Annotated in this window: 13 protein-coding genes and 1 tRNA gene; 2 read left to right on the plus strand and 12 right to left on the minus strand. The window is 70.1% G+C overall.

Going from position 1 to position 17,014, the window contains the following annotated elements:
* Nucleotides 1-13: 13 nt before the first annotated feature.
* Nucleotides 14-2,515 (minus strand): ABC transporter substrate-binding protein, encoded by a 2,502-nt coding sequence (locus ACIBF7_RS04845; protein ID WP_397196468.1) that lies wholly within the window; start codon nt 2,513-2,515, stop codon nt 14-16.
* Nucleotides 2,516-2,652: 137 nt separating this feature from the next.
* Here ACIBF7_RS04845 and ACIBF7_RS04850 point away from each other — a divergent pair, with 137 nt between their 5' ends.
* Nucleotides 2,653-3,192 (plus strand): dihydrofolate reductase family protein, encoded by a 540-nt coding sequence (locus ACIBF7_RS04850; RefSeq protein WP_397196469.1) that lies wholly within the window; start codon nt 2,653-2,655, stop codon nt 3,190-3,192.
* 9 nt (nt 3,193-3,201) lie between these two features.
* Here ACIBF7_RS04850 and ACIBF7_RS04855 read toward each other — a convergent pair whose 3' ends face one another.
* From ACIBF7_RS04855 to ACIBF7_RS04870, 4 genes are all read right to left on the minus strand, one after another.
* Complete coding sequence (locus ACIBF7_RS04855) at nt 3,202-3,972, minus strand: ABC transporter permease (RefSeq protein WP_148035917.1); 771 nt, start codon at nt 3,970-3,972, stop codon at nt 3,202-3,204.
* Complete coding sequence (locus ACIBF7_RS04860; RefSeq protein ID WP_397196470.1) at nt 3,969-4,955, minus strand: aliphatic sulfonate ABC transporter substrate-binding protein; 987 nt, start codon at nt 4,953-4,955, stop codon at nt 3,969-3,971. The genes ACIBF7_RS04855 and ACIBF7_RS04860 overlap by 4 nt, the downstream gene beginning before the upstream one ends.
* Nucleotides 4,952-5,770 (minus strand): ABC transporter ATP-binding protein, encoded by an 819-nt coding sequence (locus ACIBF7_RS04865; protein WP_271276850.1) that lies wholly within the window; start codon nt 5,768-5,770, stop codon nt 4,952-4,954. Before ACIBF7_RS04865 ends, ACIBF7_RS04860 begins: the two co-directional genes overlap by 4 nt.
* A 185-nt stretch (nt 5,771-5,955) precedes the next feature.
* The gene (locus ACIBF7_RS04870; RefSeq protein ID WP_271276849.1) at nt 5,956-6,930 is read right to left on the minus strand and encodes a YafY family protein; all 975 of its coding nucleotides are present in this window, start codon (nt 6,928-6,930) and stop codon (nt 5,956-5,958) included.
* A 111-nt stretch (nt 6,931-7,041) separates the two neighbouring features.
* Between ACIBF7_RS04870 and ACIBF7_RS04875 the strand changes: the two genes are divergently transcribed.
* Complete coding sequence (locus ACIBF7_RS04875; RefSeq protein ID WP_397196707.1) at nt 7,042-7,437, plus strand: RidA family protein; 396 nt, start codon at nt 7,042-7,044, stop codon at nt 7,435-7,437.
* 1,046 nt (nt 7,438-8,483) lie between these two features.
* Here the strand turns inward: ACIBF7_RS04875 and ACIBF7_RS04880 are convergent.
* From ACIBF7_RS04880 to gnd, 7 genes are all read right to left on the minus strand, one after another.
* Nucleotides 8,484-8,557: transfer RNA gene (locus ACIBF7_RS04880), tRNA-Ile, on the minus strand.
* Nucleotides 8,558-8,683: 126 nt separating this feature from the next.
* On the minus strand, nt 8,684-9,388 hold the full coding sequence (locus ACIBF7_RS04885; RefSeq protein WP_148035922.1) for a DUF3566 domain-containing protein: 705 nt from the start codon (nt 9,386-9,388) through the stop codon (nt 8,684-8,686).
* Between the two features lie 3 nt (nt 9,389-9,391).
* Nucleotides 9,392-11,893 carry a DNA gyrase subunit A gene (gene gyrA, locus ACIBF7_RS04890; protein ID WP_148035923.1) on the minus strand — a complete coding sequence of 834 codons (2,502 nt, stop codon included), beginning with the start codon at nt 11,891-11,893 and terminating at the stop codon, nt 9,392-9,394.
* Nucleotides 11,894-11,929: 36 nt separating this feature from the next.
* A complete protein-coding gene (gyrB, locus tag ACIBF7_RS04895) occupies nt 11,930-13,852 on the minus strand; it encodes a DNA topoisomerase (ATP-hydrolyzing) subunit B (RefSeq protein ID WP_396991010.1) in 1,923 nt (640 codons plus the stop codon).
* A 411-nt stretch (nt 13,853-14,263) separates the two neighbouring features.
* Nucleotides 14,264-14,764: a DUF721 domain-containing protein gene (locus tag ACIBF7_RS04900; RefSeq protein ID WP_261808987.1), complete on the minus strand. Its 501-nt coding sequence runs from the start codon at nt 14,762-14,764 to the stop codon at nt 14,264-14,266.
* Nucleotides 14,754-15,986 carry a DNA replication/repair protein RecF gene (recF, locus tag ACIBF7_RS04905; protein ID WP_148035925.1) on the minus strand — a complete coding sequence of 411 codons (1,233 nt, stop codon included), beginning with the start codon at nt 15,984-15,986 and terminating at the stop codon, nt 14,754-14,756. The genes ACIBF7_RS04900 and recF overlap by 11 nt, the downstream gene beginning before the upstream one ends.
* Nucleotides 15,987-16,048: 62 nt before the next feature.
* Nucleotides 16,049-16,999: a phosphogluconate dehydrogenase (NAD(+)-dependent, decarboxylating) gene (gnd, locus tag ACIBF7_RS04910; protein ID WP_148035926.1), complete on the minus strand. Its 951-nt coding sequence runs from the start codon at nt 16,997-16,999 to the stop codon at nt 16,049-16,051.
* Between the last annotated feature and the right edge of the window lie 15 nt (nt 17,000-17,014).

Raw genomic sequence — 17,014 nt, forward strand, 5'->3', positions numbered from 1 at the left:
GGGCCCGGCCGGATCACTCGGACGGCGACGCGCACTCGGCCGCCGTCGCGGTGGGCCGGCAGACCCACGTCGCCTGGATCGGCCGGCCCGACTCGACGGTCATGAGCCACACCTCCCGGCCCTGGGCGTCGTGGTCGGTGGCGTGCTCGGAGAAGGACACCTTGCCGGTCGCGCCGTCGAACGCCTGACCACGCAGGTTGTAGTGGACGCCGCTGAGGATGTCGTCGGCCTCGCTCTGCGTGCGGTAGGCGCTGAACGCGATCGCCACGGCCTGGGCCGCGTCGAAGCCGAACGCGGCGTGCGCGAAGGAGACGCCGACGCCGGACTCCGCTATCCACCGCCGCAGGGTCTGCTGGCTCTGGTTGGTGAGCGAGGTGTCGCGGACGTCGGTCAGCGACACGAAGGACATGCTCACGTCGTGGGCGGCCGGGTTCGACCGCACGTCCTTGGCGACGGAGCCGGTGACGTCGTCCGAGGCGAGCAGCCTGATCTCGCGCTGCTCGCACGAGGCGCCCCAATCCCGCCTGAGGCTGCTCAGGAAGTCGGCCCGGCCGGTGTAGTAGACCACCTCGGCGCCCGACCCGCACGCCTCCCGCATCGCCACGCCCAGCGAGGCGTCATCGCCGAACGAGAAGTCCGCGCTCTCCCCCGGGTACTCCGCCAGGAACAGGTCTTTCAGATCCTGGCTGTAAAGCTCGCCGTCCTGCCGCTGCCAGACGACGGCCACCTTGGGCTTCTTGCGCACCCCCTCGGCGAGCCCGAGGGTTTCCAGCCAGTGGACCGTGGCCTTCATCTGCAGGCTGTTCACGACGGCCAGCCGGAACAGGAACGCCGACCGCCGGTCCCCCACCTCCGCGATGTCGCCGACCGTGGTGACCGTGCTGACCATCGGCACGTTCGCCCTCGTCAGCACCCCCACCGCCCGTTTGACCTCCTCGCGGCTCCAGGCGAAGCCCACGGCGGCCGCCAGCGACGAGTCCTCCCGCGCCCGTTCCGCGATGCCGGTCGCCGCCAGCTCGGCGCTGATGAAGTCCTGGCCGGTGTTGGCGAACACGATCTTCATCTTCCAGTCGGATCGGCTCGTGTTGTAACTCTTCTGGTACGCCCCGATCCCGGCCAGCTCGCCGGCCACCGCCGTCATCTGGCCGTCCTTGAACTGCGCGCCCGGCTGTGTCGTCAGCGGGCCCAGATAGGCGACGGTGAACACCTTGTGACCGAGCGGGATCGCCGCGTTCTGCTCCTCTATCCGTCGCGCCACCGGCGCGACGAGCGGGTGCGGCGCCATCTTGCCGAGCGCGCCCAGGCCCACGCACTGCCCGTCCACCTCGCGCAACTCGGCGCCGCAGCCCGCGGTGGCCGTCACGGTCGCCATGACGGGCACGACGAGCAGCGCCAGCACCACCGCCCAGAAGGCGAGCGGACGAGCGAGAAGCAGCCGGGCGGGATCGTCGCTGCGCGACGCGCCGGCCTCCGTCAACCTGATCACGAGGTACGGGCTCGGCTCCGCCCGGTGGATCGCCGCCCGCCATGCGCGGTACTGCCTGACCGGCTCCAGCTCGCCGGTGGCGGGCGGGTCGAAGCGGTGCCCGGCCGGCGGTTCCGAGGTGGAGGCGACCAGCAGGAGAGGGCCCCGCTGTCCGCGGACCCGCACCTCGTCCAGGAGTTCCATGAACCGGCGGCCCATCGTGCCCGGGTCGGCGTTCCTGAGCGCTACCACGGGATAGGTGTTGCGCCCCCAGCCGGGCCACGGAAGGACACGACGCTGGTAGGCCTGGCGGAGGTCCTCCAGCAGCGCGGTCACCATCAGCCGTTCGACCGCGTCCTGGTCGGCGCGGCCCACGCTGATCGCGTAGGCGATGATGTCCTCGCCCTTCCTGCGCCTGACATAGGGGGCCTTGCGGAACCAGCGGTAGAAGAGCCAGCCGCGGATCAGCAGCGCGGCGTGCAGCAGGGCGCCGATGACGGCGACGATCGGGCTGGCCAGCCAGAGCGCCAGGCTGACGCCGTCCACGAGCTTCTGGAGCCCGAACGTGGCCAGCCCGGTGGCCGGAAGCCACGTGGTCATGGTCCTGCCCACGTAGTCGAACATGACCCGCAGCGCCGACCCGGTGAACGCGTCCTTCTTCCGGCGCTGGGACAGCGACCGCCGCAGGGTGCCGCGGACGCCCACGGGATCCTTCGGCTCCCCGGCCGCGGTCTCGCGCTCGCTCCAGGCCCAGAGGACGAACCGGGTCAGCGGGAAGCGGGGAGGCGGGAGCAGCGTGCCCTTGACCCACGGTGTCAGCGAGCCCTTCTCCCCCGCGAGCCGGTCGACGATCGTCGCGACGTCGGTCTCGTCCGCGTTGACCTCCGCGTACGGTGCCCGCAGCTTGAAGCACTCCGCCGTCTCCACGGCCGTGCCGGTCGGCAGCGCGTCGCCGGTGAACACCAGGATGGGCAGCTTGCGCTCCCCGGCCAGGGGCGAGGGACGGCGCTGGGCCTCGTCGATCAGCTCGTACACGGGGATGGACGGCATGCGCGATCAAGCCTCCGGACTCGTACCGTCGCGGCCCCCGCAGCGCTCGTCAAGAAGAGCGTACTGCCGGAACCACGATGACTTCCGCCGCCGTGCGTGGTCTTAACCGAGGTAAGGTCCGATCGCGGGAGGAACCCATGGCGAGAATGCTCTACTCGGTCACCATGTCGCTCGACGGCTTCATCGCCGGGCCGGGCGGCGACATGTCCTGGCTGGCCGAGCACCTCGGCCCCAACCCGACCGTGGACGACCTGCTCCCCCAGGTCGGCTCCCTCCTCGTGGGCAACCGCTCCTTCGGCGGCGACGACCCGTACAAGGACACCGAGCACGAAGGCGAGGCGTTCGGCGGAGGGTGGAGCGGGCCCCAGTTCGTGCTCACCCACAACCCCCCGGCCGATCCGGTGCCGGGCGTCACCTTCGTCACCGACCTCGACACCGCGATCACCGCGTCGAAGGCCGCGGCGGGCGGCAAGTACGTCAACGTCATCGGCGCCGACGTGGCCCGCCAGTGCCTGGCGGCGGGCGCGCTCGACGAGGTCCTGGTCTGCGTCGCCCCGGTCATGCTCGGCGACGGCGTCCGCCTCTTCGACCACCCGGGCGGCACGAACGTCAAGCTCGAACGTCTCGGCGTGACGCAGGTCCCCCAGGCGACCAACCTCTGGTTCCGGGTCCTGTGACGAAGGGTCTCAGCGCGGGTCGAAGGGCGCGGCTCTCACGGCCAGCCCGAGCAGCATGTCGGCGGCCTTGCCGAGGAGCGCCAGGAGCAGGATCGACAGCAGCAGGATGTCCGTGCGGCCGGTGTTCTGGCTGTCGATCAGCAGGAATCCCAGGCCCATGGACGAGGCGATCAGCTCGGCCGCGACCAGGAACAACCAGCCTTGGGCCAGTCCGAGCCGCAACCCCGCGAAGACGGCGGGGGCGGCGTGGGGGAGTTGGACGCGGGTGAGCAGTCCCACCCCGCGCAGCCCGTACGCCCGCCCGGCCTCGACCAGGTGCGGATCCACGTGCGCGAGCGCCGCGGACACGGTGGTGTAGACGGGGAAGAAGGCGCCGATCGCCACCAGGACGATCTTCGGGCCCTCCGCTATGCCGAGCCAGAGCACCAGCAGCGGCACCCACGCCAGCGACGGCACCGCGCGCAGCGCGGCGATGCTGGGGGCGAGCAGGGTGCGGACCGGCGCGTACAGTCCGACGAGCGCGCCGAGCACCAGCCCTGCCGACGCTCCCCCGGCGAAGCCCAGCAGCACGCGCTGACCGCTGATCGCGACGTGCTGCCACAGCTCGCCGCGCCGGATCAGCTCGCCCACCGCCGCGAGGACCGCCGCGGGCGGAGGCAACTGGCTCGCGGTGAACCAGCCGGCGCCGGTGGCGACCTGCCAGGCGGCGAGCGCCGCCAGCGGCACCACCAGGCCCGCGGCGAAGCTCCACGGGCGCACCCACCGGCCGGGTGTCGTCACGAGGCCCCGGCCTTCTCGGCGAACTCGGGAACGAACAGGGAGTCGAGCGCCGTCTTCGCCTCCTGCTCGGAGCGCACCTGGCTCTCCCGTACCAGCGTCGGCAGGATGCGTTCCAGCACCGCGCGCTGGTCGGGACCCGGGACCGGGCTGATCTCGACCTCGGTCCGCTCCTTGAGCACCACGCGGGCGACCTCGGGGGCGAGCTTGGCCTCCGAGGCCAGCAGCCGGACCGCGTCGTCGGGGTGCTCGACGATCCACGCGCGGGCTCTCTCGTACGCGTCGAGCACCTTCTGGGCGAGGTCCGGATGTTCGGCGAGGAACTCCTCGCGGGCGTTGAGGAAGCCGTAGGAGTTGAAGGACGCGTTCCGGTAGATCAGCTTCGTGCCCGAGTCCACCTGGCTCTGCGCCATCAGCGGGTCCAGGCCCGACCACGCGTCCACGTCGCCGCGCTCCAGCGCGGTCTTGCCGTCGGCGTGCTGGAGGTTGACGACCTCGACGTCGGCGCCGTCCAACCCTGCCTCCTCCAGGGCCTGGAGCAGGAAGAAGTACGGGTCGGTGCCCTTGGTGGCGGCGACCTTCTTGCCCTTGAGCCCGCTCACCTCGGTGATCGGGGAGTCCTTGGCCACGACGAGCGCCGCCCACTCAGGGCGGGTGTAGATTCCGACGGTCTTGATCGGGGTGCCGTTGGCGCGGGCCTGGAGGGCGGCGGCGCCCGCGGTGGAGCCGAGGTCGATGGTCTCGCCGCGCAGGTTCTCGTTGGCCTTGTTGCTGCCGGCCGACAGCACCCAGGTCACCTCGGTGCCCGGGAGCGCGTCCTCCAGCCAGCGCTGCTGCCGGATGACCAGACTGAGCGGGTTGTAGTAGGCGTAGTCGAGCCGGAGCCGGCCCGAGGCGGGCGTGGCGGTGCCGCTCTCACCTGGCACGCAGGCGGTGACCAGGGGGACGAGCAGGGCGGCGGTGAGCAGGGAACGGCGGTGGATCACGGAGTGGGCTCCTCGGCGGGGGTGGGGCGGGGCACGCCGAGCCGCTCCAGCAGGTCGGCGCGGAGGGCGGCGAGTTCGGGATGGGCGCGGTCGCGGGGCCGGCGGTGGGGGACGTCGAGCACGGTCGCGATCGTGGCGCCCGGCCGCTCCGGTTCGGCGCCGAGCAGGACCACCCGGTCGGCCAGGTGCAACGCCTCGTCCACGTCGTGGGTGACGAGCAGGACGGTGGTTCCGGCGCCGCGCTGCACGTCGGCCAGGAGGTCCTGCATGCGCAGCCGGGTGAGGGCGTCCAGCGCGGCGAACGGCTCGTCGAGCAGCAGCACGCCGGGCTCCCTGGCCAGCGCCCTGGCGAGGGCCGCGCGCTGGGCCATGCCGCCGGACACCTGGCGGGGCCGGTGCTGGTGGAAGCCGTCGAGGCCGACGACGTCGAGCCAGTGCCGTACGATGCGCGCGCCGCTCTCCCTGCCGACGCCTTTTGGCAGGCCGAGGGCGACGTTGCCGGCCAGGTCGCGCCACGGCAGCAGCCGGGGCTCCTGGAAGACCACCGCGCATCGGGCGTCGACCCCGCGGACCGGACGTCCGTCGACCGTGATCTCGCCGTCCGAGGGCGCCTCCAGCCCGGCCACGAGGCGGAGCAGGGTGGACTTGCCGCAGCCCGAAGGCCCCAGGATGGCGACGATCTCGCCGGGGAGGATGTCGAGCTCCAGGTCGCGCAGCACGGTGTGGCCGTTGCCGTAGGTGTGGCCTACCCCGCGCAACCCGACTCCCGCCGCGGCCACCGCCCTGGCGGGGAACGTGGCCTGGCCGGTGGTCATACGCCTCTCCCATGCTCTCGGTCCTCGGTGCCCTCCCACGATTACCTATTATTCCGGTATAATCAATAGGGATTACTGGTATTTGTGCGCCGAGGGTCCCCGGGGATCATGCCCTGGTCCTCCGCCGCGGCCCCTCTGTCGAAGGCACGCCTGGGTGGGACTTTCGTCGGCGGCCCGCGGAAGGCTTAGGATGACATGCCGTAGCGGGTGGCGACCGCGGTGGCGCGGGCGCGCAGGGAGTCGCGCAACCACTGCGGGGCCAGGGCTTCAGCGTTCGTGCTGAGCTGCCACAGCGCCCATTCGGCGTGTCTCCGATCCTGGAAGGTCACCTCCAGCCGCAGCCGGCCGTCCGGGTCGGTTTCCTCGGCGAGGACGGCCAGCGCGGTGCCCACCAGGTCCTCACGACGCGCCGGGTCCAGCCGTACCACCACGGTGACCTGGTCGCCACCGGCCCGGAACCTCGTGCTCCGTTCCTGCCAGGCCAGGTCCAGATCGACCCGGTCCGCTCGCTGTGCGGGTTCGGCGAGTTCCTGGGCGGCCAGGATCCGGGACAGGCGGTAGGTGCGGTCCGCGCCGGACCTCGTGGCCAGCAGGTAGCCCCGATCTCGTACGGTGACCAGGCCGATCGGGTCCACCGTGCGCCACTCCGGCGCCTGGTCCGCGGCCGCGTAGTGGATGCGCAGCTTGTGCCCGGCGAACACCGCGCGCAGGACCTCGGCCGCGACGGCGTCGGGCACCTCCTCGGCGACCAGCCGGCGTGAGAGGAGGTCGGTCTCCGGGTCGATGAGCAACCGCTCGGCCGCGCCGGCCGCGGTGTCCCGATAGCTTTCGGGCAGCGCGTCGACCACCTTGAGCATCGCCGAGGCGAGCGCCGACCCGAGCCCGAACGCCTGCGCGCCGCGCCGCGACCCGGCGACCAGCAGGGCGAGGGCCTCGTCGGGGTTCAGCCCGGTGAGCTCGGTCCGGAAACCGGGCAACAACGCGAACCCGCCGTGCCGGCCGCGTTCGGCGTAGACCGGGACGCCGGCCGCGGACAGCGCCTCGATGTCGCGCAGCACGGTCCGCGTGGACACCTCCAGCTCACGCGCCAGCGCGGTCGCGGACAGCCTGCCGTGCTGCCGCAGCAGCAGCACCAGCGAGACCAGCCGGTCGGCACGCATACGAAGAACGCTACCGGAATACATGACAGTGGATGTCGTGGTTTGTTTGCGAGGCTCATCGACGCGACCGGAAAGACGGTGGCAACCCATTCGAACGGAGCTGATGTGGCAATGGAACGAACGGCGGTCAACCCGTGGGCGTGGTCGACGGAGCTGGGCTACAACCAGGGCGAGGTCGTCTCCGGACACACCTGGACCCTGTACTGCTCAGGACAGACCGCGATGAGCGGCGAGGGCAAGCCGCAGCACGCCGATGACATGGCGGCGCAGCTGGCGCTGAGCCTCGACAACCTGGAGGCCGTGCTCGGCGAGGCCGGCATGTCCCTGGCGAACCTTGTGAGGCTCAACGTCTACACCACCGACGTCGACCGCCTCTTCGAGCACTACGGCGTGCTGGCCTCACGGTTGGGCGCCGCCGGGGTGGCGCCGTCCACCACGATGCTCGGGGTGACACGTCTGGCGATCCCCACCCTGATGGTCGAACTTGAAGGAACCGCCGTAGCGTGACGCGCCCCCGCCGCCTCCGGCAGGGCTGCCGGAGGCGGCACGCGCCGGGAGCGCCTGCCAACGCAATCTCGTGCACGGTTCGTCGGAGTTGGTCACGGCGTAGGCGTTGAGTGACCTGGCATCCGGAGCGACATCCAGGGCGGTGGCGACTGCGGCTTCGGCGTCGCCTTGGAGGGCCTGAGCGTGGGCGAGGCGTCGTCCGCGAGTGAAGGCTCCTAGCCCTTGGGTGGCAAGTTCCCTTCACTACACGTGAATGTCTAGGCGCTGCGTCAGGTCTACCACGGGACCGATGAGCCAGATCTGCTCGAAACCGATGCTGGCCGCCCAGGAGCCATGCTCCGAGCGAAATCTAGCTACAACAGATCTCAAGGCTGCTCTCACACTGTCTGTGGCGTCCAATGCAAGTATCACGCGGGGATCAGCTCGTGTGGCCTTCGCCGCTATCGCGAGGCGGATTGCCTCTACCACCACCTCGTAGGACTCACTACGAGCGTACGAGGATTGACGGTCTAGGGTCCTCCACGCGTGTCGCTCGATCGTTGTGACTTGGATTTGCAGCACCAAGCCAGCATTATCGTGAGCGACACAGTCCACACCCCGTTCGCCGTGAGCGCCGACACTCAAGACCTCCGGATCGCCCCAACTGGCGCCAGACTGATTGAGGGCCAGCACCAAGGTCTGCGCAGTACGGAGTTCACGCTGTTCCTTGCCTGATGCTCTACCTCCGATGTAGTCCGAAATGCGGCCATCAGGTGTAGCACCCGCACTGGCTGACCGGCCGTCTGTGCCACCGCGATGGACACGTATTGCCTCGGTGCCGTCATCGCCGTAGCCATCGACCACCAGCGACTCGTAAGCACCAGCGCTGTCGTGAACGAACACCTGGTGGACAGAGGGCTCAGGGTGCGTCTCCGACATATGGCGCCCCCCTAACCAGCTCTTGGCTGGGATGAATCCAGGACGGTAGTAGCGCAGTTAGACACCCACCAGACACAAAGACCGCTACTCGAAGATCGAATAGCGGTCTTTTTCCCGCTCAGCAAGAGTGGGGCTACCAGGACTTGAACCTGGGACCTCTTCCTTATCAGGGAAGCGCTCTAACCGTCTGAGCTATAGCCCCGCAACACATGGAACCGTATCGCATCCGCCGCGCGGAGGCGAACCGGTTCGGCTGAGGAAAAGCTTACCGCCTCCCGCACGCTGCTCGCGCCGCCGCGGGGGCGGCGCGAGCGTGCGTGGGACGGGATTACTCGGCCTCGCTGAAGGTCACCTCGACGCCGCCCACGAGGTCGCTGGAGACGTTGTAGATGACCGCGCCGAGGGTGGCGAGCGCGGTGATGAGAACGACGTTCACGGCGCCGATGAGAGCCGTGTAGCCCAGGATGCGCACCGGCTCGAACCAGGAGGCGATGTCGATCTGGAGCGACCCCTCACCCTGCTCGCCCTGGCTGAGCTGGTTGACCAGGTCGACGATCGAGTCGAACACGCCCAGGGCCGACAGCACCCCGTACAGGACGGCGACCGCGACGAAGAGCACCACGAAGCAGACCAGGGACACCACGAAGCTGAACTTCATGGCCGACCACGGCTCGATGCGGCGCAGCACCAGGTGGGCCTTGCGGGGGAGGCGCGAGCCTCCGCCGCCGGACGACTTCTTCTTCTTGCCGGGGAGCTCGACGGCCGGCGGGGGAGCCTCGGTCGCGAGTGACGGGCGCGAGCGCGCGGTGTCGTTGCCGTCGCGCTCCGACGGGGCCGGGGCCCGCGGGGGAGCTGACGGGGCGGGGCCCGACTGGGGTCGGGGCTGCTGTCCGTCCGGCTTGAGTGCCGGCTTCGTCGGGTTGCCTTCCTCCTCCTGTGCCTGGCGAGGCTCCTTGTCAGGGGCCTTGCCAGGCTGCTGCTGGCCGTTGTCCCGAGCCGCCTGGGTCCTGGCGGCGCCACCCTGGGCGCTCATCTATTACTCTCCTCCCCCGTCTGCTTCACTCTCCACCGAAGTCTCCATCGACTCGGCGTTCCGGGCGAGGGCCACCACGCTGTCGCCTTCGGCGAGGTTCATCAATCGGACTCCCATGGTCTGCCGGCCGGACTGCTTGATCTCACCGGCACTCGTCCGGATCACCCCGCCTGCGGACGTGATCGCGAAGACCTCGTCCTCCGGGTTGACCATGACGGCTCCGACCAGCTTGCCACGAGAGCTCACGATTTTTGCAGTCAGCACGCCCTTTCCGCCACGTCCTTGCACCGGGTACTGCTCAACGGGTGTCCGCTTCGCGTACCCAGCCTTTGTGGCGATAAGCACATCCTGCCCGTCGGAGATCCGGTTCATGGCCAGAAGTTCGTCACCTTCGAGGAAACGCATGCCGATGACGCCGCTGGTGGCGCGGCCCATCGGGCGCAGCGCCTCGTCGGAGGCGGTGAACCGGATCGACTGCGCGCCCCTGGAGACGAGCAGCAGATCGTCCTCCTCGGAGATCAGGCGGGCGCCGATGACCTCGTCGTCGTCGCGCAGGTTGATCGCGATCAGGCCGCCGGACCTGGGGGAGTCGTACTCGGACAGGCGGGTCTTCTTCACCAGGCCGCTGCGGGTGGCGAGCACGAGGTAGGGGGCCACCTCGTAGTCGCGCAGGTAGAGGACCTCCATGACCGTCTCGTCCGGCTGCATGGCCAGGAGGTTGGCCAGGTGCATGCCGCGGGCGTCGCGCCCCGCGTCGGGCAGTTCGTACGCCTTGACCCGGTAGACGCGGCCCTTGTTGGTGAAGAACAGCAGCCAGTGGTGGGTCGTCGTGACGAAGAAGTGGTCGACGATGTCGTCCTGGCGCAGCTGCGCGCCGCGCACGCCCTTGCCGCCGCGCTTCTGCGCGCGGTAGAGGTCGGTCCTGGTCCGCTTGGCGTAGCCGCCGCGGGTGATGGTGACGACGACGTCCTCTTCGGCGATGAGGTCCTCGATGGACATGTCGCCGTCGTGCGCGATGATCTCGGTGCGGCGCTCGTCGCCGTAACGCGAGACGACCTCGCCCAGCTCCTCGCCGATGATCTCCCGCTGACGGGCCTCGCTGGCCAGGATCGCGTTGTACTCGGCGATCTGTGTCATGAGGTGGTCGTACTCGTCCTGGATCGCCTGGCGCTCCAGGGCGGCGAGCTTGCGCAGCTGCATGTCGAGGATGGCCTGCGCCTGGATCTCGTCGATCTCCAGCAGCGACATCAGGCCCTGCTGGGCGTGGGAGGCGGACTCCGACGCCCGGATGAGCGCGATGACCTCGTCGAGCCGGTCGAGCGCCTTGAGCAGCGCGCGCAGGATGTGGGCGCGCTCCTCCGCCTTGCGCAGCAGGTAGCGCGTACGGCGGACGATGACCTCGATCTGGTGCGCCACGTAGTGGCGGACGAACTGGTCGAGGCGGAGCGTGCGCGGCACGCCGTCGACCAGCGCCAGCATGTTGGCGCCGAAGGTGTCCTGCAGCTGGGTGTGCTTGTAGAGGTTGTTGAGCACGACCTTGGCGACCGCGTCGCGCTTGAGCACGATCACCAGCCGCTGCCCGACGCGGGAGGAGCTCTCGTCGCGGACGTCGGCGATGCCGGTCAGCCTGCCCTCGCGGACCAGCTCGGCGATCTTGAGGGCGAGGTTGTCGGGGTTGACCTGGTAGGGCAGCTCGGTGACGACGAGCGCCTGGCGGCCCTTGCCGTCTTCCTCGACCTCGACCACGGCCCGCATGGTGATCGAGCCGCGGCCGGTGCGGTAGGCGTCCTCGATGCCGCGGCGGCCGACGATCAGCGCGCGGGTGGGGAAGTCGGGCCCCTTGACCAGCTTGATCGCTGCTTCGAGCAGCTCCTCGTCGTCGGCCTCGGGGTTTTCCAGGCACCATTTGACCGCGGCGGCGACCTCGCGCAGGTTGTGCGGCGGGATGTTGGTGGCCATGCCGACCGCGATGCCGCCCGAGCCGTTGACCAGCAGCTGCGGGAACCGCGCGGGGAGGACGTCGGGCTCCTGCGACTTGCCGTCGTAGTTGGGCCGGAAGTCGACGGTCTCCTTGTCGATGTCGCGCAGCATCTCCATGGCGATGGGCGCGAGCTTGCACTCGGTGTAGCGCATCGCCGCCGCCGGGTCGTTGCCCGGCGAGCCGAAGTTGCCCTGCCCGTCGACCAGCGGGTAGCGCAGCGACCAGTGCTGCGCGAGGCGGACGAGCGCGTCGTAGATCGAGGTGTCGCCGTGGGGGTGGTAGGTGCCCATCACGTCACCGACGACGCGGGCGCACTTGAAGTAGCCGCGGTCGGGGCGGTAGCCGCCGTCGTACATCGCGTACAGCACCCGGCGGTGCACCGGCTTGAGTCCGTCGCGCACGTCCGGCAGCGCCCTGGACACGATGACGGACATCGCGTAGTCCATGTAGCTGCGCTGCATCTCGGACTGGATGTCCACCGGTTCGATGCGGTCAGCTGGGGGAGTGGTGTTCACTTCCGTCACAGGTTGTGGTCCTTTATCGAGATGCGGCTAGGCCGCTCAGACGTCGAGGAAGCGGACATCGCGCGCGTTGCGGATGATGAAGTCGCGGCGCGCCTCCACGTCCTCGCCCATGAGCACGCTGAACAGGTCGTCGGCCTGGGCGGCGTCGTCAAGGGTGACCAGGCGCAGCAGCCGGGTCTCCGGGTTCATCGTGGTCTCCCAGAGCTGGGCGGCGTTCATCTCGCCCAGACCCTTGAACCGCTGGACGTTGTCGCGCGGGCGGGGGTCGGGCTTGCCGGCCTCGATGCCCGCCTGGATGACGGCGTCGCGCTCGGAGTCGGAGTAGGCGTAGGAGGCGTCCTCGCCCTTGCGGTCCCACTTGATCTTGTAGAGCGGCGGGCAGGACAGGTAGACGTGACCGGCCTCGATGAGCGGCCGCATGAACCTGAACAGCAGCGTCAGCAGCAGGGTGTTGATGTGCTGGCCGTCGACGTCGGCGTCGGCCATCAGGATGACCTTGTGGTAGCGCAGCTTGGCGATGTCGAAGTCGTCGTGGACGCCGGTGCCGAGTGCGGTGATGAGCGCCTGGACCTCGTTGTTCTTCAGGACCTTGTCGATCCGCGCCTTCTCCACGTTGAGGATCTTGCCGCGGATGGGGAGGATCGCCTGGAAGCGCGAGTCGCGGCCGCCCTTGGCCGAGCCGCCGGCCGAGTCGCCCTCGACGATGAACAGCTCGCACTTCTCGGGGTCGTTCCACTGGCAGTCGGCCAGCTTGCCGGGCAGCCCGCTGCCGGACTCCAGCAGGGACTTGCGGCGCGTCAGGTCGCGGGCCTGGCGGGCGGCCATGCGGGCGCGTGAGGCCTGCAGGCACTTGTTGATGATGTCCTTGGCCTCGCCCGGGTTGCGCTCGAACCAGTCGCGCAGGTGGTCGTTGCAGGCCTTCTGGACGAACGACTTGGCCTCGGTGTTGCCCAGCTTGGTCTTGGTCTGACCCTCGAACTGCGGGTCGGAGAGCTTGACCGAGATGATCGCGGTGAGGCCCTCGCGGACGTCCTCGCCGGACAGGTTGTCGTCCTTGCCCTCCTTGAGGAACTTCTGCTCGCGCGCGTAGCGGTTGACGATGGTCGTCAGCGCGGCGCGGAAGCCTTCCTCGTGGGTGCCGCCTTCGGCGGTGTTGATCGTGTTGGCGAAGGTGTAGACGGACTCCGCGTAGGAGTTGTTCCACTGCATCGCGATCTCGACCGCTATGCCGTCGCCCTCGGTCTCGAAGGAGATGATCGACGCGTGGGCCGGCTCCTTCTTGTCGTTGAGGTGCTTGACGAAGTCGGCCAGGCCGCCCTCGTACAGGTATTCGACCCGGTGCGGCTCGCCGTTGACGTGGTCGGGGCGCTCGTCGGTGAAGACGATGGCGAGGCCCTTGTTGAGGAAGGCCATCTCCTGGAACCGGCGCGAGAGCGTCTCGAAGTTCCATGTCGTGGTCTCGAAGACGTTGGCGTCGGGCCAGAACGTCACGCTGGTGCCGGTCTCGTCGGTCTCCTCGCCCTTGGCCAGGGGAGCGGTCGGCTTGGAGTGGTCGAAGGAGATGCGCCAGTAGTGGCCGTTCTGCTTGATCTCGACGTCCATGGCCGTGGACAGCGCGTTGACGACGGCCGAGCCGACGCCGTGGAGGCCGCCGGAGACGGCGTAGGCCTGGCTGTCGAACTTGCCGCCGGCGTGCAGGGTCGTCAGCACGACCTCGACCGCGGAGCGCTTCTCGACGGGGTGTATGCCGGTGGGGATGCCCCGGCCGTTGTCGACCACACGCACGCCGTTGTCGGCGAGCAGCGTGACCTCGATCCGGTCGGCGTAGCCCGCGAGCGCCTCGTCGACCGCGTTGTCGACGATCTCCTGGACGAGGTGGTGCAGGCCGCGCTCGCCGGTCGAGCCGATATACATACCCGGGCGCTTGCGTACGGCCTCAAGCCCCTCGAGTACGGTGATTGAGCTAGCGTCGTAGGACAACTGCGTAATCCTCCTGCCGCGGACACGCGGCGGGGACGCTCGAATGCGAAAAAGCTGCCCCTGCCGTGCCCGTCACCGTCGTGAGTGCCCCGATGCGCGGTCACCCAGGGGAGTCGGCTTGCCTGCCGGGGTGACACGCAAGCGGACGTGTCCGGAATCCGCTTTCATTCTACCGGGTCCGGAGCCCGAAGGTGGCATTGAACGCGCCTGTGATGCTCTCTGGCTCGTTTTCCCCCCGGATCAGCATCCCCCCTCCCGATCGGGGGGTCAGCGCGTCTGGGAGCCCTCTGATCGCCCAACAGCCTGCCCAGAGCCACGGGAGCGCCCGCTGCTGGAACGCGGCCGGCCGCGGCGGCGCGAAAGGCCTGCTGTGGACGGCCGGCGGACCGGCTATCCGTAGGTGTCGCCCGGGCCCCGGCTTCCGGTCACCCGCAATCCGCCCGTGGGGCGTGGGGCGTTCATCGGGCCTCTGACCTTCACCTTCGTCACGGTGTTGTCGCCGAGCTCCTCGTTGAGGCGGCGGACGAGGGTGCGCGCCAGCAGCCTGACCTGCGTCGCCCACGCCGTCGAGTCGGCCGCCACCAGCACCTCGCCGTCTTCGAACGACTCGGGCTTGGTGTGGGCGGCCAGGTCGGGACCGACGATGTCGGCCCACCGGCCGAACACGCCGCCCACGGCCGCGGACTGCTCCCAGCCCCGGGCCGCCAGCAGGTCGGCGATGGCCCGGCCGAACAGCAGCGGGTCGCCGGCGTCCCGGCGCGGACCGGCCGCCCTGCGCCGGGGCTCGCTGCGCGGCAGCTGGCCCCGCTTGGCCGCGTCGGCCTTGGCCTGGGCGAGCTTCTCCCTGGCCAGGGCGGCGCCCCTGGCCGTGGCGTCGTGGTCAGCGGACACGTCGCACGCTCCCTTCAGCGACCTCGAACCTGGCTCCGGACAGCTCGGGCGGCACGTCGTCGTCCACAGCCGCCGTGATGAGGACCTGTTCGGCCGGGGCGACGATCTCGGCGAGACGGCGCCTGCGCTGCGCGTCGAGCTCGGCGAACACGTCGTCGAGGATCAGCACCGGGTCGCCGCCGTCGGCCCGCAGCAGGTCGTAGGCGGCCAGCCGCAGGGCCAGCGCGAACGACCAGGACTCGCCATGGCTGGCGTAACCCCTGGCGGGCAGCTCGCCGAGGCCGAGAACCAGGTCGTCGCGGTGGGGGCCGACGAGCGTCACGCCGCGTTCGAGCTCGGCGGGACGGACCTCCAGCAGCCGCTCCTTGAGCCGCTCCTCAAGAGTTTTCCCCAGGTCTGTGGATAACGTCGGCGCATCGGAAGATCCCCTCTCACCGGGGATTTCGTCCTCAGAGGCGTCGTCGCCTGTGGACAACGTGCTGCGATAGGCCAGCGTCGCGGGGGCGCTGGTGGGGGCCAGCGCGGCGTAGGCCCCGGCGACCAGCGGGCGCAGCGACTCGATCAGCTCGAGGCGGGCGCGCAACAGCTCGGCGCCGTGGCGCGCGAGATGGGCGTCCCACACCTCCAGCGTGCCCAGGACGTCGCCGGCGCCCGCCGCCGCGAACCCGGCCTCACTCTCGGCCTTCCGGCCGCTCCTGGCGCCTCTGCGGGCCTGCGCGGCCGTACGCAGGAGCGCGCCGCGCTGCTTCAGCACCCGGTCGTAGTCGGCGCGTACGCCGGCGAACCGCGGAGTCCTGGAGACCAGCAGGTCGTCGAGGAAGCGGCGGCGCTCGGACGGGTCGCCCTTGACCATGGCGAGGTCCTCGGGGGCGAACAGGACCGTGCGCAGCAGCCCGACGACGTCGCGCGCGCGGGACACGGGGGAGCGGTTGAGCCGGGCGCGGTTGGCCCTGCCGGGGTTGATCTCCAGCTCCACGAGGGCGCGCCGGTCGTCCCTGTGGACGGCGCAGCGGACGACCGCCCGCGAGGCGCCGTGGCGCACCAGCGGCGCGTCGCTCGCCACCCGGTGGCTGGAATGGGTCGCCACGTAGCCCAGCGCCTCGACGAGGTTGGTCTTGCCCTGGCCGTTGGGCCCCACGAAGGCCGTGACGCCCGGCTCCAGGCCGAGCTCCACGGACGTGTAGGACCGGAAATCGGTCAGCGACAGGTGGGCGACATGCACCCCACGAAGGTTAGTCGGCCGCGCCGACCTCTGCGGTCACCGGCTCACACCCTGTGGAAAACTCACTCCCGCTCGCCGTCGCGGGGCAGCGGGGGCACGTCCGCGCCCGGCGCGTCGGCGCCCTTGGCCGTCGAGCCCTCGGCCGAGGTGGTCGCGTGGCCGCCGAACTGGTTGCGCAGCGCGGCCACCACCTTCATCGCCGGAGGGTCGTCCTGCCGCGAGCCGAACCTGGCGAACAGCGCGGCGGTGATCACGGGCAGCGGCACCTCGTGGTCGACGGCGGCCTGCACGGTCCACCGGCCCTCCCCGGAGTCCTGCGCGTAGCCGCGCAGGCCCTCCAGGTGCTCGTCGTCGTCGAGCGCCCGCACCATGAGGTCGAGCAGCCAGGAGCGGATCACGGTGCCGGTGCGCCAGCTGCTGAAGCAGCCCCGCACGTCCTTGACCACGTCGGAGGCCTCGAGCAGCTCCCAGCCCTCGGCGAAGGACTGCATCATGCCGTACTCGATGCCGTTGTGGACCATCTTCGCGAAGTGGCCCGCGCCCACGTCGCCGGCGTGCACGAAACCGTCCTCGCCCTCGGGCTTGAGCGTCTCGAAGATCGGCATGAGGCGCTCGACGTGCGGCCGGTCGCCGCCGCACATGAGGGCGTAGCCGTTGTCGAGACCCCAGACGCCGCCGCTCACGCCGCAGTCGACGAAGCCGACGCCCTTGCCGGCCAGCTCGGCGGCGTGCTTCTGGTCGTCCACATAGTGGGAGTTGCCGCCGTCGACGACCACGTCGCCCGCTGACAGCAGCTCGCCGAGGTCGTCGATCGTCTGCTGGGTGGGCGCGCCCGCCGGCACCATCACCCAGACCGTGCGGGGGGTCTGCAGCCGACTGACCAGCTCCTTCAGGCTCGCCACGTCGCTGAGGGAGGGGTCGCGGTCGAAACCGACCACGTCGTGACCGCCGCGGCGCAACCGCTCGGCCATGTTGCCGCCCATCTTGCCGAGTCCAACCATGCCGATCTGCATGTTGCCCCACTACCC

Origin of the sequence: Nonomuraea sp. NPDC050478 (assembly GCF_044458265.1) — a bacterium.
Lineage (GTDB): Bacteria > Actinomycetota > Actinomycetes > Streptosporangiales > Streptosporangiaceae > Nonomuraea > Nonomuraea ferruginea.

Bases quoted from the DNA above. Each gene is read 5' to 3' on its own strand.
- ACIBF7_RS04845 (WP_397196468.1), bottom strand. From the start codon at position 2,515: ATGCCGTCCATCCCCGTGTACGAGCTGATCGACGAGGCCCAGCGCCGT.
- ACIBF7_RS04850 (WP_397196469.1), top strand. From the start codon at position 2,653: ATGGCGAGAATGCTCTACTCGGTCACCATGTCGCTCGACGGCTTCATC.
- ACIBF7_RS04865 (WP_271276850.1), bottom strand. From the start codon at position 5,770: ATGACCACCGGCCAGGCCACGTTCCCCGCCAGGGCGGTGGCCGCGGCG.
- ACIBF7_RS04870 (WP_271276849.1), bottom strand. From the start codon at position 6,930: ATGCGTGCCGACCGGCTGGTCTCGCTGGTGCTGCTGCTGCGGCAGCAC.
- ACIBF7_RS04875 (WP_397196707.1), top strand. From the start codon at position 7,042: ATGGAACGAACGGCGGTCAACCCGTGGGCGTGGTCGACGGAGCTGGGC.
- ACIBF7_RS04885 (WP_148035922.1), bottom strand. From the start codon at position 9,388: ATGAGCGCCCAGGGTGGCGCCGCCAGGACCCAGGCGGCTCGGGACAAC.
- gnd (WP_148035926.1), bottom strand. From the start codon at position 16,999: ATGCAGATCGGCATGGTTGGACTCGGCAAGATGGGCGGCAACATGGCC.